Origin of the sequence: Photorhabdus bodei, from assembly GCF_003287735.1 — a bacterium.
Lineage (GTDB): Bacteria > Pseudomonadota > Gammaproteobacteria > Enterobacterales > Enterobacteriaceae > Photorhabdus > Photorhabdus kayaii.
Genome location: NZ_NSCM01000022.1, coordinates 13519 through 39235, shown reverse-complemented (window position 1 = coordinate 39235; position 25717 = coordinate 13519). Strand labels below are relative to the sequence as shown.

Annotated in this window: 25 protein-coding genes, 1 tRNA gene, 1 other RNA gene and 1 CRISPR repeat array; of the genes, 18 read left to right on the top strand and 9 right to left on the bottom strand. The window is 41.8% G+C overall.

Translation table 11 applies throughout. The annotated features are described in order from the left end of the window. Positions 1 to 29: 29 nt before the first annotated feature. Both ispE and lolB read right to left on the bottom strand, forming a co-directional pair. Positions 30 to 905: a 4-(cytidine 5'-diphospho)-2-C-methyl-D-erythritol kinase gene (ispE, locus tag CKY02_RS13400; RefSeq protein WP_112895659.1), complete on the bottom strand. Its 876-nt coding sequence runs from the start codon at positions 903 to 905 to the stop codon at positions 30 to 32. Beyond that, complete coding sequence (gene lolB, locus CKY02_RS13395) at positions 905 to 1528, bottom strand: lipoprotein insertase outer membrane protein LolB (protein ID WP_112895658.1); 624 nt, start codon at positions 1526 to 1528, stop codon at positions 905 to 907. Before lolB ends, ispE begins: the two co-directional genes overlap by 1 nt. A 251-nt stretch (positions 1529 to 1779) precedes the next feature. Between lolB and hemA the strand changes: the two genes are divergently transcribed. Genes hemA through kdsA form a run of 5 tightly spaced genes read left to right on the top strand, consistent with a single transcriptional unit; the run spans position 1780 to position 6712 of the window. Continuing rightward, complete coding sequence (hemA, locus tag CKY02_RS13390) at positions 1780 to 3042, top strand: glutamyl-tRNA reductase (RefSeq protein ID WP_112879576.1); 1263 nt, start codon at positions 1780 to 1782, stop codon at positions 3040 to 3042. 31 nt (positions 3043 to 3073) lie between these two features. After that, positions 3074 to 4156 carry a peptide chain release factor 1 gene (gene prfA / locus CKY02_RS13385; protein WP_112879577.1) on the top strand — a complete coding sequence of 361 codons (1083 nt, stop codon included), beginning with the start codon at positions 3074 to 3076 and terminating at the stop codon, positions 4154 to 4156. Further along, entirely contained in the window at positions 4156 to 5004 is an 849-nt protein-coding gene (prmC, locus tag CKY02_RS13380) for a peptide chain release factor N(5)-glutamine methyltransferase (protein WP_112895657.1), read from the top strand. The genes prfA and prmC overlap by 1 nt, the downstream gene beginning before the upstream one ends. Then, entirely contained in the window at positions 4988 to 5797 is an 810-nt protein-coding gene (gene sirB1 / locus CKY02_RS13375; protein ID WP_112895656.1) for an invasion regulator SirB1, read from the top strand. Before prmC ends, sirB1 begins: the two co-directional genes overlap by 17 nt. A gap of 60 nt (positions 5798 to 5857) precedes the next feature. Then, positions 5858 to 6712 (top strand): 3-deoxy-8-phosphooctulonate synthase, encoded by an 855-nt coding sequence (gene kdsA / locus CKY02_RS13370; RefSeq protein WP_112895655.1) that lies wholly within the window; start codon positions 5858 to 5860, stop codon positions 6710 to 6712. Positions 6713 to 6861: 149 nt separating this feature from the next. Here kdsA and dauA read toward each other — a convergent pair whose 3' ends face one another. Continuing rightward, positions 6862 to 8577 (bottom strand): C4-dicarboxylic acid transporter DauA, encoded by a 1716-nt coding sequence (gene dauA, locus CKY02_RS13365; protein ID WP_112895654.1) that lies wholly within the window; start codon positions 8575 to 8577, stop codon positions 6862 to 6864. A gap of 808 nt (positions 8578 to 9385) precedes the next feature. On the opposite strand from dauA, the gene CKY02_RS24670 reads away from it, so the two are divergent. The 9 genes from CKY02_RS24670 (at position 9386) to luxE (ending at position 18384) form a co-directional block, all read left to right on the top strand. Beyond that, positions 9386 to 9556 (top strand): hypothetical protein, encoded by a 171-nt coding sequence (locus tag CKY02_RS24670; protein ID WP_162120916.1) that lies wholly within the window; start codon positions 9386 to 9388, stop codon positions 9554 to 9556. 130 nt (positions 9557 to 9686) lie between these two features. After that, a complete protein-coding gene (locus CKY02_RS24665; protein WP_162120915.1) occupies positions 9687 to 9854 on the top strand; it encodes a hypothetical protein in 168 nt (55 codons plus the stop codon). A 129-nt stretch (positions 9855 to 9983) separates the two neighbouring features. Continuing rightward, positions 9984 to 10124 carry a hypothetical protein gene (locus CKY02_RS24660; RefSeq protein ID WP_162120914.1) on the top strand — a complete coding sequence of 47 codons (141 nt, stop codon included), beginning with the start codon at positions 9984 to 9986 and terminating at the stop codon, positions 10122 to 10124. A 19-nt stretch (positions 10125 to 10143) separates the two neighbouring features. Continuing rightward, the gene (locus tag CKY02_RS13360) at positions 10144 to 11895 is read left to right on the top strand and encodes a carbamoyltransferase family protein (protein ID WP_112895653.1); all 1752 of its coding nucleotides are present in this window, start codon (positions 10144 to 10146) and stop codon (positions 11893 to 11895) included. Between the two features lie 806 nt (positions 11896 to 12701). Next, on the top strand, positions 12702 to 14144 hold the full coding sequence (luxC, locus tag CKY02_RS13355) for a long-chain-fatty-acyl-CoA reductase LuxC (protein ID WP_112895652.1): 1443 nt from the start codon (positions 12702 to 12704) through the stop codon (positions 14142 to 14144). 12 nt (positions 14145 to 14156) lie between these two features. Further along, a complete protein-coding gene (locus CKY02_RS13350; protein WP_112895651.1) occupies positions 14157 to 15080 on the top strand; it encodes an acyl transferase in 924 nt (307 codons plus the stop codon). 57 nt (positions 15081 to 15137) lie between these two features. Next, positions 15138 to 16220, top strand: coding sequence for a luciferase subunit alpha (gene luxA, locus CKY02_RS13345; RefSeq protein WP_112876084.1), 1083 nt, complete (start codon positions 15138 to 15140; stop codon positions 16218 to 16220). Between the two features lie 14 nt (positions 16221 to 16234). Beyond that, positions 16235 to 17209, top strand: a complete 975-nt coding sequence (gene luxB, locus CKY02_RS13340) for a luciferase subunit beta (RefSeq protein WP_112895650.1) — start codon at positions 16235 to 16237, stop codon at positions 17207 to 17209. Positions 17210 to 17271: 62 nt separating this feature from the next. Further along, positions 17272 to 18384 carry a long-chain-fatty-acid--protein ligase LuxE gene (luxE, locus tag CKY02_RS13335; protein ID WP_112895649.1) on the top strand — a complete coding sequence of 371 codons (1113 nt, stop codon included), beginning with the start codon at positions 17272 to 17274 and terminating at the stop codon, positions 18382 to 18384. 442 nt (positions 18385 to 18826) lie between these two features. On the opposite strand, the gene CKY02_RS13330 is transcribed toward luxE, so the two are convergent. From CKY02_RS13330 to CKY02_RS13320, 3 genes are all read right to left on the bottom strand, one after another. After that, complete coding sequence (locus tag CKY02_RS13330; RefSeq protein WP_011146340.1) at positions 18827 to 19129, bottom strand: HigA family addiction module antitoxin; 303 nt, start codon at positions 19127 to 19129, stop codon at positions 18827 to 18829. Positions 19130 to 19260: 131 nt separating this feature from the next. Further along, positions 19261 to 19384: non-coding RNA, RtT sRNA (locus CKY02_RS13325), on the bottom strand. A 48-nt stretch (positions 19385 to 19432) separates the two neighbouring features. Further along, a tRNA-Ser gene (locus tag CKY02_RS13320) sits at positions 19433 to 19522 on the bottom strand. 324 nt (positions 19523 to 19846) lie between these two features. On the opposite strand from CKY02_RS13320, the gene ghrA reads away from it, so the two are divergent. Continuing rightward, positions 19847 to 20788: a glyoxylate/hydroxypyruvate reductase GhrA gene (gene ghrA, locus CKY02_RS13315; RefSeq protein ID WP_112895648.1), complete on the top strand. Its 942-nt coding sequence runs from the start codon at positions 19847 to 19849 to the stop codon at positions 20786 to 20788. A gap of 72 nt (positions 20789 to 20860) precedes the next feature. Then, positions 20861 to 21400 carry a TorD/DmsD family molecular chaperone gene (locus CKY02_RS13310; RefSeq protein WP_112895647.1) on the top strand — a complete coding sequence of 180 codons (540 nt, stop codon included), beginning with the start codon at positions 20861 to 20863 and terminating at the stop codon, positions 21398 to 21400. A gap of 65 nt (positions 21401 to 21465) precedes the next feature. On the opposite strand, the gene CKY02_RS13305 is transcribed toward CKY02_RS13310, so the two are convergent. From CKY02_RS13305 to CKY02_RS24655, 3 genes are all read right to left on the bottom strand, one after another. Then, positions 21466 to 22029, bottom strand: a complete 564-nt coding sequence (locus tag CKY02_RS13305; protein WP_112895646.1) for a lipoprotein — start codon at positions 22027 to 22029, stop codon at positions 21466 to 21468. 37 nt (positions 22030 to 22066) lie between these two features. Further along, entirely contained in the window at positions 22067 to 23272 is a 1206-nt protein-coding gene (gene mdtH / locus CKY02_RS13300) for a multidrug efflux MFS transporter MdtH (RefSeq protein WP_112876077.1), read from the bottom strand. A gap of 187 nt (positions 23273 to 23459) precedes the next feature. Then, on the bottom strand, positions 23460 to 23600 hold the full coding sequence (locus tag CKY02_RS24655; RefSeq protein ID WP_167405310.1) for a hypothetical protein: 141 nt from the start codon (positions 23598 to 23600) through the stop codon (positions 23460 to 23462). Here CKY02_RS24655 and rimJ point away from each other — a divergent pair. Both rimJ and CKY02_RS13290 read left to right on the top strand, forming a co-directional pair. Continuing rightward, positions 23586 to 24170, top strand: a complete 585-nt coding sequence (gene rimJ, locus CKY02_RS13295) for a ribosomal protein S5-alanine N-acetyltransferase (protein WP_112895645.1) — start codon at positions 23586 to 23588, stop codon at positions 24168 to 24170. The genes CKY02_RS24655 and rimJ overlap by 15 nt on opposite strands. Positions 24171 to 24392: 222 nt before the next feature. Further along, positions 24393 to 25200: a CRISPR direct-repeat array (repeat unit 28 nt; unit sequence GTTCACTGCCGTACAGGCAGCTTAGAAA). A 13-nt stretch (positions 25201 to 25213) separates the two neighbouring features. Beyond that, positions 25214 to 25648, top strand: a complete 435-nt coding sequence (locus tag CKY02_RS13290) for a DUF29 domain-containing protein (RefSeq protein WP_112895644.1) — start codon at positions 25214 to 25216, stop codon at positions 25646 to 25648. Positions 25649 to 25717: the final 69 nt, after the last annotated feature.

Sequence of the window (25717 nt, the reverse complement as noted above, 5' to 3'; positions counted from 1 at the left end):
TGTTGACCAATGTTAAATAACATATTTATTCATTGGTTCAATAACACGGGTATCCCAGAGCGGAAACTGTGCAAAGGTGAATTGTTAACGCCACGCGCAACAAAACCCTGCAACCACTCAGGGGCTTGATTTAACACCTTACGGGCCGATGCTTCTGATTCAAACTCACCGAATACACATGCACCGGTTCCGGTCAGGCGTGACGGCGCGTATTCTAGCAGCCATGAAAGAAGCTGTTCAACCTTACGGAAACGTTTTCTTACAAGAGATTCACAATCATTTACGTACGGAGCCTTTAATAATGCGGCCAGAGGGCGAATTGGTGTATCACGTTTTAATTCTGGATCTGTGAAGACACGCAGAGTTGAGATTTCAATACCAGGATGCGCAACCAGATACCACTTTTCTTCCGGCTCTGCTATGTGCAGGATTTCACCAATACCTTCCGCGAATGCGGCATGCCCTTTGACAAAGATGGGCACATCCGCACCAAGGCTCACGCCGAGGGCTGCCAGTGTTTCGTCTGTGAAACCGGTTTGCCAGTGATAATTCAGGGCAATGAGTACGGTAGCCGCATTGGATGAACCTCCGCCTAACCCACCGCCCATTGGCAGACGTTTGTTGATCTGAATATCAGCACCTTTATGAGCAATACCCGCATGGTGTTTGTCGCTGTAGGATTGTAAAAGATGTGCTGCGCGAACAATCAGGTTGTTATCGTGTTCCACCCCCTCTACGGGTGTCAGTAAACGGATTTCATTATCCTGACGAGGGGTAACCGTAATTTCATCACCATAATTAAGAAATTGAAACAGCGTTTGCAACTGGTGGTAACCGTCAGCTCGATGACCGGTGATATAGAGAAATAGGTTAAGTTTTGCCGGTGAGGGCCAAGTTAATGTCATTATTTTGTGGTCCAGTTATCCATTTTCAGTTTAATGCGGCGATCACCCTGAATCAGTTCCAGACGGTTGGGAAGGGCGGGGGTTGTTGAGGTATCGTAGGATTGATAGTTAACCTGCCATGTCGCGCCATTTTGCTGATAATTGACGGTTTTCAATAGATAGCTAGCATCCAGTTTAAAATTTTTGGCATCACCGGGGAGACCCGTTATCCAATGCCGCAGATTATCTAATGGAATATCCATATTGGTGAACTGATAAATTATCTCTTCGGGATTATCACTAAAATATTTTTTACCTTGGCTATCGGTTAATTGCGTCATGCTTGGCTGAACGATCAGCTCTAATTCAGTGCTGCCCAGTGGGTTAGTCAGTAATAAACGGTAGCGTTCAGGATGATATTGTTGCCAGAAAAAGCGGGCATAAACTTTTTTCTCATTAGACAGATAGGCAAAAGATCCACGTGTTTGATATTGATTTAATTGCTGTAGCTGTTGGGTATGTGCTCGCCATTGGGGAGAATCCACCGAACCTGTTCCGCCAGGTTGCGTTAATGTACAGGCGGTCAACAGTACACAAGAGAGTGGCAATAGGCGGAATAGTGATAATTTTTGTATTGGCTTCATCGATAATCCCTGTTTAATAACGTGAAAACTTTTACATCACTTAATAATGAAGAATGAACTATTAATCCAGTTAAATTTCAAAAAAATGTTCTGAATAATGATATCAGACACTGCTGATTGTCTTTTATTGAGCTGAGGTATCAAGTAGAATGCACAGCTTATAAGAGTCCTTATTAAGGGTGATGATTTCATCAATATAGAATGTTTTTTACGATGAACGGTCTCTCTGCTGATAACTCAATGAAGTTGATATGACTTTATTAGCACTTGGTATTAACCATAAAACGGCTCCTGTATCCTTGCGTGAACGGGTGACTTTTTCTCCAGACACGATTGGTGAAGCGCTTGATAACCTCCTCCAGCATCCCCTGGTGAAAGGGGGGGTTGTGTTGTCAACGTGTAATCGTACAGAGCTTTATCTCAGCGTAGAACAGCAAGATAATCTGTATGAGCAGTTAATTGGCTGGTTGTGTGAATATCATCAACTAAATCCCAGAGATCTAAAATCCAGTATTTACTGGCATTGTGATAATGAAGCTGTTAGCCACTTGATGAGAGTGGCGAGTGGGCTGGACTCGTTGGTACTTGGAGAACCTCAGATTCTTGGGCAAGTGAAGAAAGCATTTGCCGAGTCGCAGCACAGCCGCTCTTTATCGAGTGAACTGGAGCGACTATTTCAGAAATCATTTTCTGTCGCCAAGCGCATAAGAACGGAAACAGAGATTGGTTCGAATGCGGTTTCTGTTGCATTTGCCGCTTGTACCCTGGCGCGGCAGATTTTTGAATCACTTTCTGAACTGAATATTTTGCTGGTCGGTGCCGGAGAAACAATTGAGCTAGCGGCTCGTCATTTGAAAGAGCATCGTGTGCACCATATGATGATTGCTAACAGGACAAAAGAGAAAGCACAGATATTGGCTGATGAAGTTCAGGCGGAAGTGATCACCTTGCCTGAAATTGACATACGTTTAGCTGAAGCTGATATTGTTATTAGTTCGACTGCCAGCCCGTTGCCTATTATCGGTAAAGGGATGGTTGAACGTGCATTAAAGTTACGCCGTAACCAACCGATGTTGCTCATTGACATTGCGGTTCCTCGTGATATAGAGCCTGATGTGGAAAAACTCAATAACGTCTATCTCTACAGTGTTGACGATTTGCAGGCAATTATTCAGCAGAATCTTGCGCAGCGCAAAGCAGCGGCGGTGCAGGCTGAATGTATTGTTCAGCAGGAAAGCCGTTATTTTATGGACTGGTTGCGTTCGCAGGGCGCAGTGAATTCAATCCGTGAGTATCGTAATCAGGCAGAACAGGTGCGAGCTGAAATGGCTGCCAAGGCACTGACTGCTATCAATCAGGGAGCTGACGTAGAACAGGCAATCAATCAATTGACTCATCAATTGATGAACCGCCTGATACATGCTCCTACCAAATCACTCCAGCAAGCAGCCAGCAATGGTGACCTGGAGCGCCTTAATTTATTACGTGACAGCCTAGGGCTGGAACATAATTAACCATATCTCGGAATAGGGTCTGAAACCAAGAATGAAGCCTTCTATTGTTGCTAAATTGGAAGCATTGCAAGAACGTCACGAGGAAGTTTTGGCTCATCTCGGTGATGCCGATGTGATTGCTGATCAAGAACGTTTTCGTGCTTTGTCGCGGGAATATGCTCAACTGACTGATGTGACGAACTGCTTTAAGGCCTGGTGTGCTGTTCAGGATGATCTTAAAGCAGCTGAAATAATGCTTGATGACCCTGAAATGCGGGAAATGGCACAGGAAGAGATCAGGGACGCTAAGGTTCGCAATGAAGAATTAGAGCAGCAACTACAATTGTTGCTGTTGCCGAAAGATCCTGATGATGAGCGTAACTGTTTTCTTGAAGTGCGTGCAGGAACTGGTGGTGATGAAGCGGCTATTTTCGCCGGGGATCTGTTTCGTATGTACAGCCGTTATGCTGAATCCCGTCGTTGGAAAGTTGAGGTCATCAGTGCTAACGATGGTGAGCATGGTGGCTATAAGGAAATTATTGCTAAAGTTTCCGGTGAGCAGGTTTATGGTCATTTAAAATTTGAATCGGGTGGTCATCGTGTTCAACGTGTACCGGAAACTGAATCGCAAGGGCGTATTCACACTTCTGCTTGTACCGTTGCGGTTTTGCCCGAGATCCCGGAAGCCGAGTTGCCGGAAATCAGTCCAAGTGATCTGCGTATTGATACGTTCCGTTCATCGGGGGCGGGTGGACAGCATGTAAACACCACGGATTCAGCCATCCGTATCACTCATATTCCAACTGGCATTGTCGTTGAATGTCAGGATGAACGTTCACAGCATAAAAACAAAGCGAAAGCGATGTCTGTATTGGCGGCCCGTATTCGCGCTGCTGAGGTTCGTAAACGTCAGGAAGCGGAAGCTTCTGAGCGCCGTAACTTGCTGGGTTCCGGTGATCGTTCAGATCGCAATCGTACTTACAATTTCCCGCAAGGACGGGTGACGGATCACCGCATTAACCTCACGTTGTACCGCCTTGATGAAGTGATGGAAGGCAAATTGGATATGCTTGTTCAGCCGATCGTGAATGAGTATCAGGCTGATCTATTATCGGCTTTGTCAGAGCAGGATTGATGGATTATCTATCTTGGCTTAAACAAGCCACAAGACAGTTATCGGCAAGTGACACTCCTAAACGAGATGCGGAAATTTTGTTGGGGTTTGTCACTCACCATTCCCGAACTTATATATTGGCATTCGGTGAAACGCAGCTAGCTCCAGAGCAGTTCAGCCAGTTGGAGGCTTTACTCGCTCGTCGGGTGAAAGGTGAACCCATTGCCTACATCACCGGTGAGCGTGAATTCTGGTCGTTGCCATTAAATGTCTCTCCCGCTACGTTAATCCCGCGTCCTGACACAGAATGTCTGGTAGAAAAGGCGCTTGAACGGTTATCGTTGACACCTTGCCACATTTTGGATTTGGGAACGGGAACCGGCGCAATTGCATTGGCAATCGCCAGTGAGCGCTCTGATTGCCGGGTTACCGGGGTTGATATCAATCCTGATGCGGTGATGCTGGCGCGGGGCAATGCTGAAAAACTCAAAATACAAAATGTGGATTTTTTGTTAAGTAATTGGTTTTCTTCGTTGAATAATCAACAGTTTGGTATGATTGTCAGTAATCCGCCTTACATAGATGAAACCGATCCACATCTATCTCAGGGCGATGTTCGGTTTGAGCCAGATAGTGCATTAATTGCGGCAAAACAGGGAATTGCTGATCTAAATACCATTATTGATCTATCTCGCCATTTTTTGTTACTTGGTGGGTGGTTGTTATTGGAACATGGTTGGAAACAGGGAAATGTTGTAAGAAGCCTGTTTTCTGAAAGTGGTTATCGGCAGGTGGCTACTTTTCAGGATTATGGCGGTAATGAGCGAATAACACTGGGTCAGTGGAAAAGTGATGAAAGCCATAGCTGATTATGAATTTAATAATGCATCGTTAAGTAGCGGTATCCTGTTAATTTCCCGAACATTACGTTCTGATTTTCCTCAGCATTCAGTGGAAATGCAGCTTCAAGCATTGATTGATGAAGCCAGACGTGAAATATCTCCGCAGCTAAATATAGAAGAACGGTTGGAAAAATTACTGAGGCTTTTTTATCAAAGCTGGAAATTCGGCGGTGCCAGCGGTGTTTATTGTCTGTCAGATACATTATGGCTAGATAAAGTACTGCAAACCCGCCAAGGTTCCTCTGTTGTTTTAGGGGTAATTCTTATCCATATTGCTCAGGCTTTAGAGCTACCGTTTATGCCGGTTGTTTTTCCAACACAGTTGATTTTGCGTGTTGATTATCCAGATAACACGGCGAGGTTTATTAATCCACTCAATGGTGAAGCGTTAAGTGAATATGTGCTTGATGTGTGGCTTAAAGGTAACATTAGTCAGACAGTTAAATTAGCAGCCGATGATTTGCAAGGAGCTGATAACGCCAGCATTGTACGTAAAGTGCTGGATACAATAAAAGTCGCGTTAATGGACGAAGGGCAAATGGAACTGGCACTGAGAACGAGTGAAGCTGTGCTGATATTTGATCCCGATAACCCCTATGAAATACGTGATAGAGGGCTGATTTATGCGGAACTTGATTGTAATCATATTGCGGTTTCTGATTTAAATTATTTTGTGGAGAACTGCCCGGAAGACCCGGTGGCAGAAATGATCAGAATGCAAATATACGCTATTAAGCAGCAATGCCTTGTTTTACACTAAGATATTGTTTTGCACTGATTTATTTCATTAATTTATTGGTCCTTAACGGAAGGTATAAGTATGCAACAGAAAGTGGTTCATATTGGTGATATCAAGGTCGCGAATGATCTACCGTTTGTTCTCTTTGGTGGTATGAATGTCCTTGAGTCACGGGATTTGGCCATGAGTATTTGTGAGCACTATGTGACAGTGACACAAAAATTGGGCATTCCTTATGTTTTCAAAGCCTCCTTTGATAAAGCAAACCGATCATCAATTCACTCTTACCGTGGTCCCGGTCTGGAAGAGGGAATGAAGATTTTTCAGGAGCTGAAACAGACTTTCGGTGTGAAAATCATCACTGATGTGCATGAGCCGGCACAGGCCCAGCCAGTGGCGGAAGTGGTTGATGTTATCCAACTGCCAGCATTTCTGGCGCGTCAGACTGATTTAGTTGAGGCGATGGCTCGTACTGGTGCGGTGATCAACGTTAAAAAACCCCAGTTTATCAGCCCAAGTCAGATGGGAAATATTGTGGATAAATTCAAAGAAGGCGGTAACGATCAGGTGATCTTATGTGACCGTGGCAGCAACTTTGGTTATGACAATTTGGTGGTGGATATGTTGGGCTTCAATGTTATGGCTCAGGCAACGGGGGGGCATCCGGTCATTTTTGATGTCACTCATTCACTCCAATGCCGTGATCCATTTGGCGCGGCGTCCGGTGGTCGTCGCGCTCAAGTTGCTGAACTGGCGCGTGCGGGAATGGCGGTCGGTATTGCCGGCTTGTTTCTTGAAGCTCATCCTGATCCTGCGAATGCGAGGTGTGATGGTCCATCAGCATTGCCGTTGGCAAAACTTGAGCCATTCTTGAGCCAGATGAAAGCCATTGATGATGTGGTGAAAAGCCTCCCTCAATTGGATACCAGTAAATAAAGTGGCTTTTTGATGTCATGACATCAAATGATGACGAAATTTGGTGATGAATAGATTTGGCGCTGGTTTACAGCGCCATGATTTTAAAAAAAGAGTTTTTGAAAAAAGAGTTATTGGAAACAGAGCTAGCAAACTTTTATCTGGCAATTTCAGCTATCCATTTTGCCATTGAAATTCAACTCTTCCATTGCTCGTGGTAATGTCGCATGGAAGCTAAGGTGATTTTCAACCAACTGGATTCTGGCTCTGGCCAATGTTTTTAACGGCTGAAATGGAATATCACAAACAGCAATATATTTATCCTTACCCACTTCATCAATAAAACGTTGGAAAGCGTGCAGCCCACCCGCATCCAGTACTGGCACGGCATCCCATTGCATGAGGATTGTCTGATAACTGGCGCTTTCTTCCTTTAATTCTGTGAAGATACGTTCAGCGGCGGCAAAGAATAGTGGGCCATTGATACGAACAACCAGCAGAGCTTTATCGACATTTGTTTGTGGCAATTGACTGATGCGAGTCATATTGGCTATCCGACGCATAAACAGCAGTGAAGCTAATACGATACCAATCGTAATGGCGATAACCATGTCAAACAGTACTGTGAGCGACATACAAAGTACCAGCACAATAATGTCATCCCTTGGCGCACGGCGGATCAGATCGATAACTTTATGTATTTCGCTCATATTCCAGGCGACCATGAGCAACAAGGCGGACATAGCGGCCAGAGGAAGATAGGAGAGCATGGGGGCCAATGCCAGTAAAGTCAATAAGACGAGCAGAGAGTGAACAATGGCTGAAACCGGTGATGTTGCGCCGGCCCTGATATTTGCGGCTGAGCGGGCGATTGCGGCGGTAGCTGTAATACCACCGAAGAATGGTACGACAATATTTCCCAATCCTTGACCAATCAATTCACTGTTTGAGTGATGCTTCTTGCCGGTCATACCATCCAAAACCACGGCGCAAAGCAGTGATTCAATAGCGCCTAACATTGCCATTGAAAAGGCGGCGGGTAATAGGGCTGAAATTGTTGCCCAACTGATATCAACCTGATGAGCATCCATATCAGGTAAATGCCACGGTAAAACAAATTGCGGTAGGATGGGTGGGATGCCTTGTCCTTGTGTACCGTCATTCAATATATAACTAAATTCAGAACCAATAGTAGCAACATGTTGATCGAATAAGTTCATGATCCCCATCACAGCAGTTCCTGCAATGAGAGCAGGAAGATGCCCGGGTAATTTCAGCCCAAGCTTAGGCCAATAAATCAGAACGGCAAGTGTCGTCAGGCCAATTAGCGTATCACTCAAATACAGCGTTGGCAGAGCTTGAAACAGAACCGCAACCTTATTGATATAATTCTCTGGCATATGTTCCAATCGCAGACCAAAAAAATCTTTTACTTGCATGGTTGCGATAGTTATCGCGATCCCAGAAGTAAAACCGAGTGTTACGGGTAGCGGAATATACTCGATCAATTTACCAACGCGGGCTAATCCCATCACCAGCAAAATAATGCCTGACATTAATGTTGCAATGAGCAAGCCACTCAGACCAAATTGTTGAGAGACCGGATAGAGAATGACAACGAAAGCGGCGGTAGGGCCGGAAACACTATAGCGTGAACCGCCGGTTATCGCGATAACTATCCCGGCAATTGCGGCGGTGTAAAGCCCATATTGTGGCGCGACACCACTCCCGATGGCTAGCGCCATCGCGAGCGGGATGGCGATAATACCGACAGTAATACCGGCGATAATATCTTTAGTTAAACGAGCAAAAGAGTAAGATTCCTTCCAACAAGCATCAATTACAGCACTAAACGGCCGTATACCGTTCATTCTACGAGTTTTCATCTGTGCATAAACCAAAAATATAGAGGGAAAAAGCAATAAGGTTGTTACAACCAAATTGCAAGACCGAATTGTAAAAATAGTGCTTTTAGTTCAAAGCGATAGCGCTATAGATCAAACTTAATGTTAATAGCTTAACGTCAGGAAAGTGAAAAGTAAAAGGGAGAATAGTGTTCTTATCACCATAAAATAGGCTGAAACCGATTCTATTAAGTATCTATTCTTATTGGTGAATATTATTGAATTAACTTCATAAAGAATTTAATTAATATTTTTAAAATTGAAGCTATTTGGATTCACATAATTGATTGTAATTTTTAATTGTTATTGTTAGAAAGTTAAATAATTAATTATGCATTCGCCACAAGTATTGATTATGACTGAATTAAACTAGCTGTATTGAACGTTTTTACGCATAATGTTTTTTTATTTAATTTTTGGGTGTAATTTAACCAACGCTTTGATATATCTTAAATATTAGATTAATAATTTGACAGATATAAGAACTCACCCTATTATTTAGGGTGACTCATAGAATGAGATTGAACAAGTGAATTGAAAATAGGTAAGCTAAAAATATATACGTTAATAATATATAAATTAAAAATGTTTTTTTGTTTAGATAATATTTATTCAGAATGCTTTATTTAAAGTAGGGATTACTGTTGGAAAATAACTTTTAGATAGGGTGGGAATATTTAAATGCATAAAATACTTATTATTGGTTCATCAAGTGAAATTGGGAATGCAATTTGCCGACATGCGGTTGCAAGTGGTTATCAAGTATTAGGCACTTCACGTAAACCGCGTAATGAAGAAATTTATTTATACCCTATGGATTTCAAGATGCATCGCGGCGGCAAGGGAGCGAATCTCCGGGAGCATAGATAACGATGTGACCGGGGTGAGTGAGTGCAGCCAACAAAGAGGCAACTTGAAGGATGACAGGTATATAATAAATGTATTTCTTCACCTGGCATAATATTGCCAATCGTTTTAATGAGAAAAGGTTATTGGTTATTATTCCAATGTTGTTTACGCTATTTTTAATAGAAACTGATTATCAGATATCTTTATTTTTATATCGTTTGTGAGTTATTTTTTTTGGGTAAATGAGAGTCTATACCCTATGGATTTCAAGATGCATTGCGGCGGAAAGGGAGCGAATCCCCGGGAGCATAGATAACTATGTGACCGGGGTGAGTGAGTGCAGCCAACAAAGAGGCAACTTGAAAGATAACGGGTATATCATAATAGGCATAATTGTTGCAGGCAGTTAGTCAGAGTGAGTTTTTCGATATATATTTTTCCGGAGGGTTTTAAATATTAATTTAATTACTTATACCCTATGGATTTCAAGATGCATCGCGACGGCAAGGGAGTGAATCCCTGGGAGCATAGATAACTATGTGACCTGGGTGAGCGAGTGCAGCCAACAAAGAGGCAGCTTGAAAGATGACGGGTATATATACCCTATGGATTTCAAGATGCATTGCGACGGCAAGGGCGCGAATTCCCGGGAGCGTTTAATTTTTATGAAAGAAAAATAACAATTTGGAGGTGAAGAAAATGGTTATATTAGGTATCAGTGGCCTTCCTAATGCTCAACGTTTTCTGCGAGAGAATAATCCAGAGGTAAGTAAATTAGACGAACGTATTTGCCAGGGAGTCGATAGTGCGGCCTGTGTGATTATTGATGGAAAAATTGTTGCAGCGGCGGCGGAAGAGCGTTTTACGGGAGAGAAAGGAACAGGCCGGTTTCCTGCTAATGCCATTAATTATTGTTTAGTGGAAGCAGGTCTTACGCAAGATGATATACAGGTTATTGCCCACGGTTTTAATTATGATAATTATCGCCGATTTTTCATGTCTAATGAAGCGTTATTCGAGGAGGTTTTTAGTGGGAAAACCGTAATTAATGCATTAGCTGATAAGGGATGGCAAAATATTGAATCACGTTTTCAAGGGGTAGATCATCATTTGGCTCATGCGGCATCAACCTTTTATCCCAGTGGTTTCACGTCTGCATTGTGTATTATTTCAGACGGTATGGGTGAAATAGAATCCCTAAGTGTTTATCTTGCTAAAGACCAACAATTCCAGAAATTGTACAGTCAACCAATTAGCTCTTCATTAGGAATATTTTATTCTATCTGTACCCGGTTCCTTGGCTTTGTATTAAATAGCGATGAATATAAAGTCATGGGACTTTCTGCGTATGGTAACCCTGAGCGATACCGCGATATTTTCAATGAATTAGCTCAATTCGATGCAGAGAGCGGAACGATACAGATAAACTGGTTACCGCAAGCATTTGATAATGCGGAATATGGTTTTCCCGGTGCAATGGCACAACTTAGCGATATGTTTGGTTTTACGCCGAGAAGAGAAGATGACACTTTACTGGATGTTCATCAGGATTTTGCTGCCGGATTACAGGAAAAATTTACACTGCTGCTGAAACAGTTAGTGACCTATTGGCTGCGAAAAACGGGTGAAACATCACTCTGTCTTGCTGGAGGATCATTCTTAAACTGCAAAGCAAACCAAGTCCTTTGTCAGCTTGATGGTGTGGAAAACATCTTTATTCAACCGGCATCGGGGGATGATGGGTCGGCTTTGGGCGCGGCGCTTTTTGTGGCTGGTGGCTACCACAATGGTGCAGATCCTTGCTTTAATCCTTATCTTGGCCCACGCTTCTCCACCGATGAAGTCCGTAATGTATTATTCCGACATGGTGGCAATGCGGGAATGAAATGGCGTTATTTAGGACTGAATGATGATTATTTTGCTTCTGCGGCTAAAGATATCGCAGAAGATAAAATCATTGCCTGGTTCCATGGTCGAATGGAATTTGGTCCAAGGGCACTTGGCAACCGTTCGATTTTAGCTCTGCCGGCAGGTGAAAGAATAAAGGATAGAATTAATAGCACAGTAAAATTCCGTGAGGCTTTCCGTCCATTTGCTCCGGCAATTTTGGATGAGGATTGCGACACTATTTTTGAGACGCGTAATTTAATACCGACTCGATATATGCTTTGCACCGCCAAAGTAAAACCAGAAATGATGGGGCCGGTGTCTGGTATTGTTCATGCTGATGGGACGGCGCGTATTCAGCTTGTTGAACGTACTTTTAACGCAACTTTTTGGCGATTATTGAAAGAGGTACAGAAGATAACCGGTTATGGCTGTCTGGTGAATACTTCATTTAACATTCAGGGGCAGCCGCTTATTATGTCACCGGAGATTGCAATAGAAACATTTTTGAAAACCTCGCTGGATAAGCTTTATATTGAGGGGTTTGTTGTCTGGAAAGAATAACCCTTGGCTTTCTGATTAAAATGTCAGTTAATTGATTTTGGGATGAAATGTGTTTCTTTGTCGTCAGAGGAGAATATCTGGAGATGATATTTGATGACATAGGAACACATCTTTTCCATCAGACAACGAATGTTGATTTTGAACTGATGGGCCTTGCTTACGACACGAAATTCGACCTTAGCCACGAGTAAAACTATTTTATGATTCTAACTGGTTTGAGGTTGCGCCAGCCTGGCGCACGTTGCCAATCCCTGTGACGCCGCGTATGGGGACACTGCCAGCCAGCTACTATGACACTGTGCGACAAGCCGCGGCATATCTCAAAAAGCAGCATTGCCCTTCATGCATTCTGCCGGTATTTGTGAACTGGTATTTGTGAACGAACTGGTATTTGTGAAATAGTGCTAAGGCATCTTGAATAAGATAAACAAGCTAATAATTTACATAAGTATTATCACGCATAAGAAAATCGTGGCTCTTTTAATTTAAACTTTTCATTAACAAATCTTGTTGATATGAAAATTTTCCTTTGCTATTTTAACAGGTATTAAAACTGGAGCAGAAATTATATTGACGATCTACTCATTCACATTAACAGCCTTGAGCAGAAGATTCATATTATTATCATAATCCTAACGAAATTCACAGTTCAGGAGTCCGGTAGTAAGAATCTGAATTTTATGGATATTTTGTCACTTACATTATCTTAATATAAAAATACAAGAAGTAAGAGTTGGTACGACCAGTTTGCAAGATGGTTAAACAACAATTTAAGTTGAAATTACCCTATTAAATGGATGGCAAATATGACTAAAAAAATTTCATTCATTATTAACGGCCAGGTCGAAATCTTTCCTGAAAGTGATGATTTAGTGCAATCCATTGACTTTGGTGATAATAGTGTTTACCTGCCAATATTGAATGATTCTCATGTGAAAAACATTATTGATTATAATGAAAATAATAAATTACGGTTGCATAATATTGTCAATTTTCTCTATACGGTAGGGCAAAGATGGAAAAATGAAGAATATTCAAGACGCAGGACATATATTCGTGACTTAAAAAAATATATGGGATATTCAGAAGAAATGGCAAAGCTAGAGGCCAACTGGATATCTATGATTTTATGTTCTAAAGGTGGCCTTTATGATGTTGTAAATAATGAGCTTGGTTCTCGCCATATCATGGATGAGTGGCTGCCTCAGGATGAGAGTTATATTAAGGCTTTCCCAAAAGGTAAGTCTGTACATCTGTTGGCAGGTAATGTTCCATTATCTGGGATCATGTCTATATTGCGCGCAATTTTAACCAAGAATCAGTGTATTATAAAAACATCATCAACCGATCCTTTTACAGCTCATGCATTAGCGTTAAGCTTTATCGATGTAGACCCTAATCATCCGATAACGCGCTCTTTGTCTGTTGTATATTGGCAACATCAAGGGGATACATCACTCGCAAAAGAAATTATGCAACATGCGGATGTCGTTGTTGCTTGGGGAGGAGAAGATGCGATTAATTGGGCTGTAGAACAGGCACCACCTTATGTTGACGTGATTAAATTTGGTTCTAAGAAGAGTTTTTGCATTATTGATGACCCAGTTGACTTGACATCAGCAGCTACCGGTGCGGCTCATGATATTTGTTTTTACGATCAGCGAGCTTGTTTTTCCACCCAAAACATATACTACATGGGAAGTCATTATGAAGAATTTAAGCTAGCGTTGATAGAAAAACTTAATCTATATGCGCATATATTACCAAACGCCAAAAAAGATTTTGATGAAAAGGCGGCCTATTCTTTAGTCCAAAAAGAGAGCTTGTTTGCTGGATTAAAAGTAGAGGTGGATATTCATCAACGTTGGATGATTATTGAATCAAATGCGGGTGTGGAATTTAATCAACCACTTGGCAGATGTGTGTATCTTCATCACGTCGATAATATTGAGCAAATATTGCCTTATGTTCAAAAAAACAGGACGCAAACCATATCTATTTTTCCTTGGGAATCAGCATTTAAGTATCGAGATGCGTTGGCATTAAGAGGTGCGGAAAGGATTGTAGAAGCAGGAATGAATAACATATTTCGAGTTGGTGGATCTCATGACGGAATGAGGCCGTTACAACGATTAGTGACATATATTTCTCATGAGAGGCCATCTAACTATACTGCTAAGGATGTTGCGGTTGAAATAGAACAGACTCGATTCCTGGAAGAAGATAAATTCCTTGTATTTGTCCCATAATAGGTAAAAAGTATGGAAAATAAATCCAAATATAAAACCATCGACCATGTTCTTTGTGTTGAAGGAAATAAAAAAATTCATGTTTGGGAAACGCTGCCAGAAGAAAACAGCCCAAAGAGAAAGAATACCATTATTATTGCGTCGGGCTTTGCCCGAAGGATGGATCATTTTGCTGGCCTGGCGGAATATTTATCGCAGAATGGGTTTCATGTGATTCGCTATGATTCACTTCACCACGTTGGGTTGAGTTCAGGGACAATTGATGAATTTACAATGTCTATAGGAAAACAGAGCCTATTAGCAGTTGTTGATTGGTTAAATACACGAAAAATAAATAACCGTGGTGTTTTGGCTTCAAGCTTATCTGCACGGATAGTTTATGCAAGTCTATCTGAAATTAATGTTTCGTTTTTAATCACCGCGGTCGGTGTTGTTAACTTAAGATATACGCTTGAAAGAGCTTTAGGATTTGATTATCTCAGTTTACCCATTGATGAACTGCCGAATAATCTGGATTTTGAAGGCCATAAATTGGGTGCTGAAGTCTTTGCGAGAGATTGCCTTGATTTTGGCTGGGAAGATTTAACTTCTACAATCAATAGCATGATGTATCTTGATATACCGTTTATTGCTTTTACTGCAAATAATGACAATTGGGTAAAGCAAGATGAAGTTATCACATTGTTATCAAATATTCGTAGTAATCGATGCAAGATATATTCTTTGCTGGGAAGCTCTCATGACTTGGGTGAAAACTTAGTGGTCCTGCGCAATTTTTATCAATCGGTTACGAAGGCCGCTATCGCGATGGATAATGATCGTCTGGATATTGATGTTGATATTATTGAACCATCATTTGAACATCTAACTATTGCGACAGTCAATGAACGTCGAATGAAAATTGAGATTGAAAATCAAGCGATTTCGCTGTCTTAAAACCTATTGGGATAGATAGTTAATTCTATCACTCAAATAGAAATATAAGGACTCACTATGAAATTTGGAAATTTTTTGCTTACATACCAACCCCCCCAATTTTCTCAAACAGAAGTAATGAAACGTTTGGTTAAATTAGGTCGTATTTCTGAGGAGTGTGGTTTTGATACTGTATGGTTACTGGAGCACCATTTCACGGAGTTTGGTTTGCTTGGTAACCCTTATGTCGCTGCCGCGTATTTACTTGGTGCAACCAAAAAATTGAATGTAGGGACTGCGGCTATTGTTCTTCCCACAGCTCATCCAGTGCGCCAACTTGAAGATGTGAATTTATTGGATCAAATGTCAAAAGGACGATTTCGGTTTGGTATTTGTCGGGGGCTTTACAACAAAGACTTTCGCGTATTTGGCACAGATATGAATAACAGTCGCGCTTTAGCGGAATGCTGGTACGGGTTGATAAAAAATGGCATGACAGAGGGATATATGGAAGCTGATAATGAACATATCAAGTTCCATAAGGTAAAAGTAAACCCGACAGCATATAGTAAAGGTGGAGCACCTGTTTATGTGGTTGCTGAATCAGCCTCGACTACTGAATGGGCCGCTCAATTTGGTTTACCGATGATATTAAGTTGGATTATAAATACTAACGAAAAGAAAGCACAACTTGAGCTCTATAACGAGGTGGCTCAAGAATATGGGCACGATATTCATAATATCGACCATTGCTTATCATATATAACATCTGTAGATCATGACTCAAATAAAGCGAAAGAGATTTGTCGGAATTTTCTAGGGTATTGGTATGACTCTTATGTGAATGCCACGACTATTTTTGATGATTCAGACAAAACAAGAGGTTATGATTTCAATAAAGGGCAGTGGCGTGACTTTGTATTAAAAGGACATAAAGATACTAATCGCCGCATTGATTATAGTTACGAAATCAATCCCGTGGGAACCCCGCAGGAATGCATTGACATAATTCAAAAAGACATTGACGCCACAGGAATATCAAATATCTGTTGTGGGTTTGAAGCTAATGGAACAGTAGACGAAATTATTGCCTCCATGAAGCTCTTCCAGTCTGATGTCATGCCGTTTCTTAAAGAAAAACAACGATCGCTATTATATTAGCTAAGGAAAAAGAAATGAAATTTGGATTGTTCTTCCTTAACTTCATCAATTCAACAACTGCTCAAGAACAAAGTATAGTTCGCATGCAGGAAATAACGGAGCATGTTGACACGTTGAATTTTGAACAGATTTTGGTGTATGAAAATCATTTTTCAGGTAATGGTATTGTCGGTGCTCCTCTGACTGTTTCTGGTTTTTTGCTCGGTTTAACAGAAAAAATTAAAATTGGCTCATTGAATCACATCATTACAACTCATCATCCTGTCCGAATAGCGGAGGAGGCTTGTTTATTGGATCAATTGAGCGAAGGGAGATTTATTTTCGGGTTTAGTGATTGTGAAAAAAAAGATGAAATGCGTCTTTTTAATCGCCCTGTTGAATATCAACAGCAACTGTTTGAAGAGTGTTATGAAATCATTAACGATGCTTTAACAACAGGCTATTGTAATCCCGATAACGATTTTTATAGTTTCCCTAAAATATCTGTAAACCCCCATGCTTATACCCAAGGCGGGCCTCGGAGATATGTCACGGCAACCAGTCATCATATTGTTGAGTGGGCTGCTAAAAAAGGCATTCCTCTCATCTTTAAGTGGGATGACTCCAATGATGTTAGATATGAATATGCTGAAAGGTATAAAGCCGTTGCTGATGAATATGGCATTGACTTATCAGTGATAGATCATCAGTTAATGGTATTGGTTAACTATAACGAAGATAGTAAGAAAGCTAAACAAGAGACACGGGAATTTATCCGTGATTATGTTCTTGAAATGTATCCTAATGAAAATCTCGAAAATAAACTTGAAGAGATAATCACAGAAAACGCTGTCGGAGATTATACGGAATGTATAGCTGCGGCTAAGCTGGCAATTGAAAAGTGTGGTGCAAAAGGTGTATTGCTATCCTTTGAACCAATGAATGACTTGATGCACCAAAAAAATGTAATCAATATTGTTAATGATAATATTAAAAAGTACCACATGTAGTAAAAGAGTATGGCAGCGTATGTTGCCATACTCTCTAAATTATCGGGAGGGGTAAAACAGGTATGACTTCATATATTGATAAACAAGACATCACAGCAAGCTCAGAAATTGATGATTTGATTTTTTCGAGCGATCCATTAGCCTGGTCTTACGATGAGCAGGAAAAAATCAGAAACAAACTTGTGCTTGATGCATTTCGTAATCACTATAAACATTGTCAAGAATACCGTCACTACTGTCAGGCACACAAAGTAGATGACAATATTACGGAAATTGATGACATACCTGTATTCCCAACATCAGTTTTTAAGTTTACTCGCTTATTAACTTCTCAGGAGAACGAGATTGAAAGTTGGTTTACCAGTAGCGGCACGAGTGGTTTAAAAAGTCAGGTGGCGCGTGATAGACTAAGTATTGAGAGACTCTTAGGCTCTGTGAGTTATGGCATGAAATATGTTGGTAGTTGGTTTGATCATCAAATGGAGTTGGTCAACTTGGGGCCAGATAGATTTAATGCTCATAACATTTGGTTTAAATATGTTATGAGCTTGGTAGAATTATTATATCCCACGACATTTACCGTAACAGAAGAGCGAATAGATTTTGTTAAGACATTGAATAGTCTTGAACGAATAAAAAATCGAGGGAAAGATATTTGTCTTATCGGTTCACCATACTTTATTTATTTGCTCTGCCAGTATATGAAAGATAAAAATATCTTATTTTCTGGGGATAAAAATCTGTATATCATAACGGGGGGCGGCTGGAAAAGTTACGAAAAAGAATCCCTGAAACGCGACGACTTTAATCATCTTTTATTCGACACTTTCAATCTCAGTGATATTAGTCAGATTCGCGATATATTTAATCAAGTTGAACTCAACACGTGTTTCTTTGAAGATGAGATGCAACGTAAACGTGTTCCGCCGTGGGTATATGCGCGAGCACTTGATCCTGAAACATTGAAACCTGTACCTGATGGAACGCCGGGTTTGATGAGTTATATGGATGCGTCATCAACGAGTTACCCAGCATTTATTGTTACTGATGATGTCGGGATAATTAGCAGAGAATATGGTAAGTATCCCGGCGTGCTCGTTGAAATTTTACGTCGTGTCAATACGAGGACACAAAAAGGGTGTGCTTTAAGCTTAAACCAAGCATTTAATAGTTGATATTCTCCTGACTCTTTTGTGGCAGCTTCTTTAGGAAGAGGGGTTGTCAAAGGTCCATAAGCAAATTAATTCCCTGGCAGGAAAGTGAGGATTTAATTTCTAATTTTCTTGGTTTTTATCGGGCTGTAAATGGCATTGATTATTTATCTCATTTAGGCGTAGTAAGTAAAGAAGAAGCATTTAAGCGATGGGATTACTATGGGATTTCGATTGAATAGTTTTATCCGTATAATTGTTGTTATACCCTATGGATTTCAAGATGCATCGCGGCGGCAAGGGAGCGAATCCCCGGGAGCATAGATAACTATGTGACCGGGGTGAGTGAGTGCAGCCAACAAAGAGGTAACTTGAAAGATGACGGGTATATATCCGTCCTCATTGGATCAGGGGTATATGCAAGTAAAAAGCCCTGGTGGTAAACCTGAGATGAGGTTGTTGATTTTTAGGTATGAGATAAATGGACTGGTTTAAATAACGGAGTCAGTTTGGAAATATCAACTGTCTTTTCTGCTTTATCGAGGCTATAAGTTTCTTGCAGTTTTAGCCACAACCGTGGAGAACTACCAAGTACTTTTGACAGTTTTATTGCCATCTCTGGTGTGACTGCTGCTTTGCACGATACTAGACGTTGAGCCGTAGACGGAGCAACATTCAATGCTCGCGCTAGATCACGAATTCCTAAACCTAGTTCTTCCAAAGAGTCAGCAATAATTTCGCCTGGGTGAGGTGGGTTAAACATTTTCATTAATGATAATCCTCATAGTTAACGGCAAGCCGTTTTGTCGAACCCTGTTCGAGGGTTCTCGACCCTCCCTGCATCGGGGGTATATGCAAGTAAAAAAGCCCAGGCATTTAACCTGAGCTTTCTTTCAATTCTGGCGGTGAGGGAGGGATGGATTCGCTGCGCTCACCCTACGGGCCGCCGTTGGCGGTCCAAAACGGCAAGCCGTTTTGTCGAACCCTGTTCGAGGGTTCTCGACCCTCCCTGCATCGGGGGTATATGCAAGCAAAAAAGCCCAGGTATTTAACCTGAGCTTTCTTTCAATTCTGGCGGTGAGGGAGGGATTCGAACCCTCGATACGTTTTCACGTATACACACTTTCCAGGCGTGCTCCTTCAGCCTCTCGGACACCTCACCATCTTTTTTCATCCCAGCAACTTTGTCTAACATCGTCGCTGCAACGGGGCGCTACTATAGGGAAAAGCGTTACAAGCGTCAACACTCTTCTGATATTTTTCTTTGGTTTTTTGATTAGTTAGCTAAATAAGAGTCAATTCGGTGAATTGATATCCATCTGATGCAGCTGAAATAGAAAATGTACAAGTCCTTTGATAAGAAAAAAATGAATTCGTTAACTACTTAACATTCTCAAAATTTTCGTAACGATGATTAACAAAGGGACTTGCAACCTACACTCAATCAGATAACCCTTGTGAAAAAATAAGATGAGGATAACTAATCGTGGAGATTATCTTTTACCACCCCTTTTTTGATGCTGCTCAGTGGATTCAAGGTATGCAGCAACGATTGCCCAATGTCAATATCCGCCAATGGAAACGCGGCGATAATAAGCATGCGGATTATGCAATGGTTTGGGCTCCCCCCTATGAGATGTTGGAAAATCGCTCTGGATTGAAGGGGATTTTTATTTTAGGAGCAGGAGTCGAGGCGATTTTAAAGCAGGAACAGCAAAAACCAGGGATGTTACCCGCCGGTGTGCCACTGATGCGGCTTGAAGATGCAGGCATGGGGCTGCAAATGCAGGAGTATGCGGTAGCAACGGTTTTACATTATTTGCGACGCATGGATGAGTATAAGCTGCAACAAGGGCAGAGGATGTGGAAACAACTCGAACCTCATGATCGCAAGGATTTTGTTGTGGGTGTGTTGGGTGCCGGTGTTCTGGGCGGCCGTGTTGCACAGACGTTAGTTGAATGGGGCTTTATTGTGCGTTGTTGGAGCCGTACTCCAAAACAGGTTAATAATGTAGTTAGCTTTCACGGTGAAGATCAATTGGGCGATTTTCTCTCCGGTAGCAAGGTGCTTATCAATTTGCTGCCCGATACACCAAAAACCCGTGGTATTCTGAGTTTATCGCTGTTTAGCCAGCTAAAACCAAAATCATATCTGATTAATATCGCACGGGGTGCCCATTTAGTAGAACATGATCTGTTGGTGGCGATTGATAAAGGTTATATCGCCGGGGCTTCATTGGATGTGTTTGTTGAGGAACCACTACCAGAGATGCACCCATTCTGGACTCACCCCCGTATAACGGTGACGCCACATATTGCGGCTATTACTATTCCCGATATTGCTATGGATACGATTAGTGAAAATATTCGACGAATTGAACAAGGGGAATTATCAACCGGAGTTGTGGATATAAAACTAGGGTATTAATAACGTCTCTTTACAATAGGGGCGGCTATTGGAGACAATAACGGCAAAATTGCTATTTATTTGGAAACTGAGATGAATGAATTTTCAATAGTCTGCCGTATTTTAGGGACTTTATTTAATCGTCAACCGCAAGACCCGATTCTGAAACCACTTCTGACGATGATTGTCGAAGGTAAATTGAAGCAATTATGGCCATTGGAGCAAGATGCATTGTTGGATCGTTTGCAACAAAACTGCGATCTATCCGCAATGCAAGCTGATTATATGGCACTGTTTTATGGCGATAATGCTAGCGTGCCAGGCCGCCGTTCTGACTATACCGGGGAGAGTGAAAACGATATTCGTCAATTTTTGACTGAACGAGGAATGCCATTGTCCGATGGGCCAGTCGATCAGTTTGGTTCTCTGCTATTAGGGGCTTCATGGCTGGAAGATCAGGCAGCAGAAGATGAGGTTCAGGGGCAAATTGTGCTGTTTGATGAATATTTGCTGCCATGGTGTGGGCAATTTCTGGGGAAAGTGGAAGCTCATGCAATAACCGGTTTCTACCGGACATTAGCAATGATTACCCGTGAAGCGTTACAGGCGTTAAGAGAAGAACTGGATTCTTAATTTTTAAATGATAAAAAGGCAAATAATGTCGAATTATTTGCCTTTTTACTATATTTTGATGAAAATTATTTATCGGTCAGCATAATAACTAATTTGCCAGGTTTCACTTCTAACCTTTTTGCTAATGTTTTAGCCGCGGCTTCAGCTTTACTATGATCTGCTTTTATTACATAAATAGGATGAATATCAAAGAAAGCACTGAGTGATTTATTCAGATAAGGAAGTAATGCGTTAATCGGTTTTTCCATTTTTTCCGGTGTGATTTGGTAATCAACGATTTCCAACTCTTTCAGAAAAATAGCCCCTTTTTCCTGCTCAAAAACAGGTTGTGCTTTCAGGGTGAGTTTCATATCGGCTTTAGCTGGGCCAAGCAAGGATGTAATATTTACATTTGCACGGCCAGTTAACGCTATTTTGTTTGGTTCTGTTCGACCAATTTGGCTGGATAGTTCTGTCAATTCAATATCCGCATTGGCAATACCATGTAATTCGATCTGTTTCTGGTAATGGACGTGTTTTGCTAGATAACCATTAATTAACTCTTCGCTGATACTGACATCTTTGAACTGATCACAACCACTGATTAACCCCGCTAGCAGCAAGACTGCCCCCAAGAAAAATTTTCTCATATCGACTCCTTTATTTTGGAGGGCGGATTTTACCTCATTAATTGCCACTCAGCATGGCAGATTCAATCTTACGTTGGTTAAATTGACGGTGCAGGGCATACAGCGTTATCAAGCCAATAATCCCAAGCAGAAACCAAGGCAATTGCGGAATGTTCAGCGCATGGCCGGTATCATATAACCAACCACCGCCGGTATAACCCAAGGCACCACCCAATGCCAGACCAAGACGGCTGAATCCCATATAACTACCACGCGCACGTGGATCAGCTAGTGAAGCACTTAATGTCTCACGGGCAGGTTCAGCGGTGATGGTGCCGAGATAGAACAGGCAAATAAGGCCAAACAAGGTATTTATTTCACCAATCAAACCGACAGGGAACATACTCAGGCTCATTAGGAAAAGCCCGGCCATTAGACGCTGTTCTAGCCGGAATCGTTTTTCGCTCCAACGGGCGATCGGATACAGCAAAGTGAGCGATAGGGTTGCTTCAATTGCGTACATCCATTTTACCGCAGCGGGTGTTCCGGCGATTTCGTTGACGATAATCGGGAACATTAACATCACCTGGACAGACAGCATAAAGTAGCCGGTCAACGTCAACACATAGGTGAAGAAGCGACGATCTTTAATAACGCGCTCCATCCCTTCCCAGATGGGAGTGCGGGTAGTAGAAATCCGGTAGGCAGGGAGAAATAATGCATTCCAGATGGCTGCCAGAACGAAAACACCGGCACCTGTCCAGCAGACAAGTTGGAAATCATATTGCAGCAGCCAGCTACCAATCAGTGCGCCGATAACCGCGCCGGCACTGTCCTGCATCAACAGCAGCGAGAAGAAACGGCCGCGCTCGTGTGGTCGGGTTAGTTTGATGACCAGTGCGGTCCGGGGAGGATCAAATAAGGTACCCCCCAGTGCGGATAATATGCAGGCAAGCCACAGTATCCACGGTTCGGTGGCTAAGGCGATTAAAGCAAAACCAAGAGCGCGTAACAGCATGCCGGTGACGATCATCGGCTTCGCGCCAAAACGGTCTGCGATTGCGCCACCAAAAATGCCTAAACCTTGTTGTACAAACTGACGTAAACCAAGCGCAAAACCGACAACCAGCGCCGCCCAACCCAGTTGCTCAACGAAATGTATTGATATTAAAGGAAAAACGACGAAGAAACCCAGAACGACCAGCATGTTATCGAATAACAGGAAGTACTTACCCAGGCTACGTGCTTGTGAAACCAGTGACATTGCTCACCATTGGAGTAGTAAGAAGAGAGGACAATAGAGTTCTTTATATATTCTGTACTTAATTCGGACACTAGGATAGTGAATTATGGATAATATTTTTTTGTCGTAAAGTAATGACTGGAAGCTGTTTTTTACAGATAAATAACTTAAATTTTTAACTGATAAATTAACATATACCTTATGGATTTCAAGATGCATCGCGGCGGCAAGGGAGCGAATCCCCGGGAGCATAGATAACTATGTGACCGGGGTGAGTGAGTGTAGCCAACAAAGAGGCAACTTGAAGGATGACAGGTATAGTTAGGGAGAAATAATGTTTGGTTATCATTCCACTTTACCGAAAGTTCGTCTGATCACGGAACGAATGGTGGTGCGTTTGGTGTACGAGCGGGATGCTTATCGTTTGGCTGAGTACTATTCAGAAAATCACGAGTTTCTTAAACCTTGGGAGCCGACCAGAGATAGAAGTCATTGTCAGCCTTCCGGTTGGATAAATCGATTGAATTTAATCATAGAAATGCAAAGACAGGGTGCGGCTTTTCATTTTCTGCTGCTTGATTCAAATGAGAGTGAAGTTATTGGTGTTGCCAATTTCAGTAATATTCTGCGTGGTGCTTTTCATGCCTGTTATTTGGGATATTCGCTTGGTGAAAAGTGGCAGGGAAAAGGGTTGATGTATGAAGCTTTACAACCAGCTATCCGTTATATGCAACGCCAACAGGGGATGCATCGGATTATGGCTAATTATATGCCGGATAATCATCGTAGTGGGAAGTTATTGGAACGATTGGGTTTTGAACGTGAAGGCTATGCTAAGAAATACCTGATGATTAATGGCGTTTGGCAGGATCACGTATTAACCGCATTGACAGATGAAAAATGGAGTGGAAAAAGTTGATTGTTAAGCTGCACTGTCACCAGATAAAGTAAATTAGTCATGATGAATTAAATCACCATTGAAAATCTGCCTTCTCCACACCTTATTTTTGACCCTTTTTTGAGGGTGGATTTTAATCTATTGATTTTTAATGGAATATTATTTCTCCTGTAAAAAAGGGTTTTTTCATTGTTTTATCAATATATGCTTTAACTGTCAGTAGCTTAAAGTTAATATGTAACAGTTCACTGCCGTACAGGCAGCTTAGAAAGTACAGTGGGACCATTATTAGTAGATGAGATTGTTCACTGCCGTACAGGCAGCTTAGAAATTACTTGTCTAATTTAAAGACATACACTCATCGTTCACTGCCGTACAGGCAGCTTAGAAAATCCCTCGCAAATAGCAACTGCATAATCTAGCGTTCACTGCCGTACAGGCAGCTTAGAAAAATTGAAGCCGCATTATGTGGATGGGCTGAATGTTCACTGCCGTACAGGCAGCTTAGAAAAATGTGAAATAATGCTTACCTTCATTTTGACAGTTCACTGCCGTACAGGCAGCTTAGAAAATTTGAGAACGCGTTTAAGCTTGTCAAGTCACGTTCACTGCCGTACAGGCAGCTTAGAAAGTCATTGGCTAGCTTATGCCGCGGGTATTTTTGTTCACTGCCGTACAGGCAGCTTAGAAAGGACAAGCCAGATTTGACCGGGGTAAAAACAAGTTCACTGCCGTACAGGCAGCTTAGAAAAGACGGGATTGACTTTGAATTTGCACCACTTTGTTCACTGCCGTACAGGCAGCTTAGAAAAAAGTGAAATGTATATATCCATCACGCGGCTGGTTCACTGCCGTACAGGCAGCTTAGAAACAAAAATAAACGAAGCCGTCTGATAATGGCCTGTTCACTGCCGTACAGGCAGCTTAGAAACGCCCCCCGATATCGTTCAACAACCGCACGGCGTTCACTGCCGTACAGGCAGCTTAGAAACATCTCAAACGGTTGCTTTTCACGGAGAAGAAGTTCACTGCCGTACAGGCAGCTTTTATTAACGGAGGCAATCATGAGTCATACCTGTTACGAAACTGATGTGGTCGTTTGGGCGAATGAGCAAGCAGCATTATTGCGTGCAGGTAAACTCTCTGAGATCGATATAGTTAATATTGCCGAGGAAATTGAGGACGTGGGTAAAAGTGAAAAACGTGAACTAGCAAGTCGTATGTCAGTTTTGTTATCCCATCTTTTGAAGTGGCAATTTCAATCTGGGCGTCGTGGTTCAAGTTGGCAACGAACTATTAAAGAGCGGAGAAAAGCGCTGGCATTGCATATAAAAGAGACACCCAGCTTGAAAAGCACAATTGCTGATGAAAACTGGTTTGCTAAAGTTTGGGCTGATGCAGTTTCTTCCGCTATCGATGAAACAGGGCTGGATATGTTCCCGGATGAATGTATCTGGAATATAAATCAGATCTTTTCCCAAGAGTTCTATCCTGAGTAAGCTCCAATGAGTTGACTTATTTTGACGCACTGACTTCGATTGGTGCGTTTTTTGAAGTGGCTATTTGAG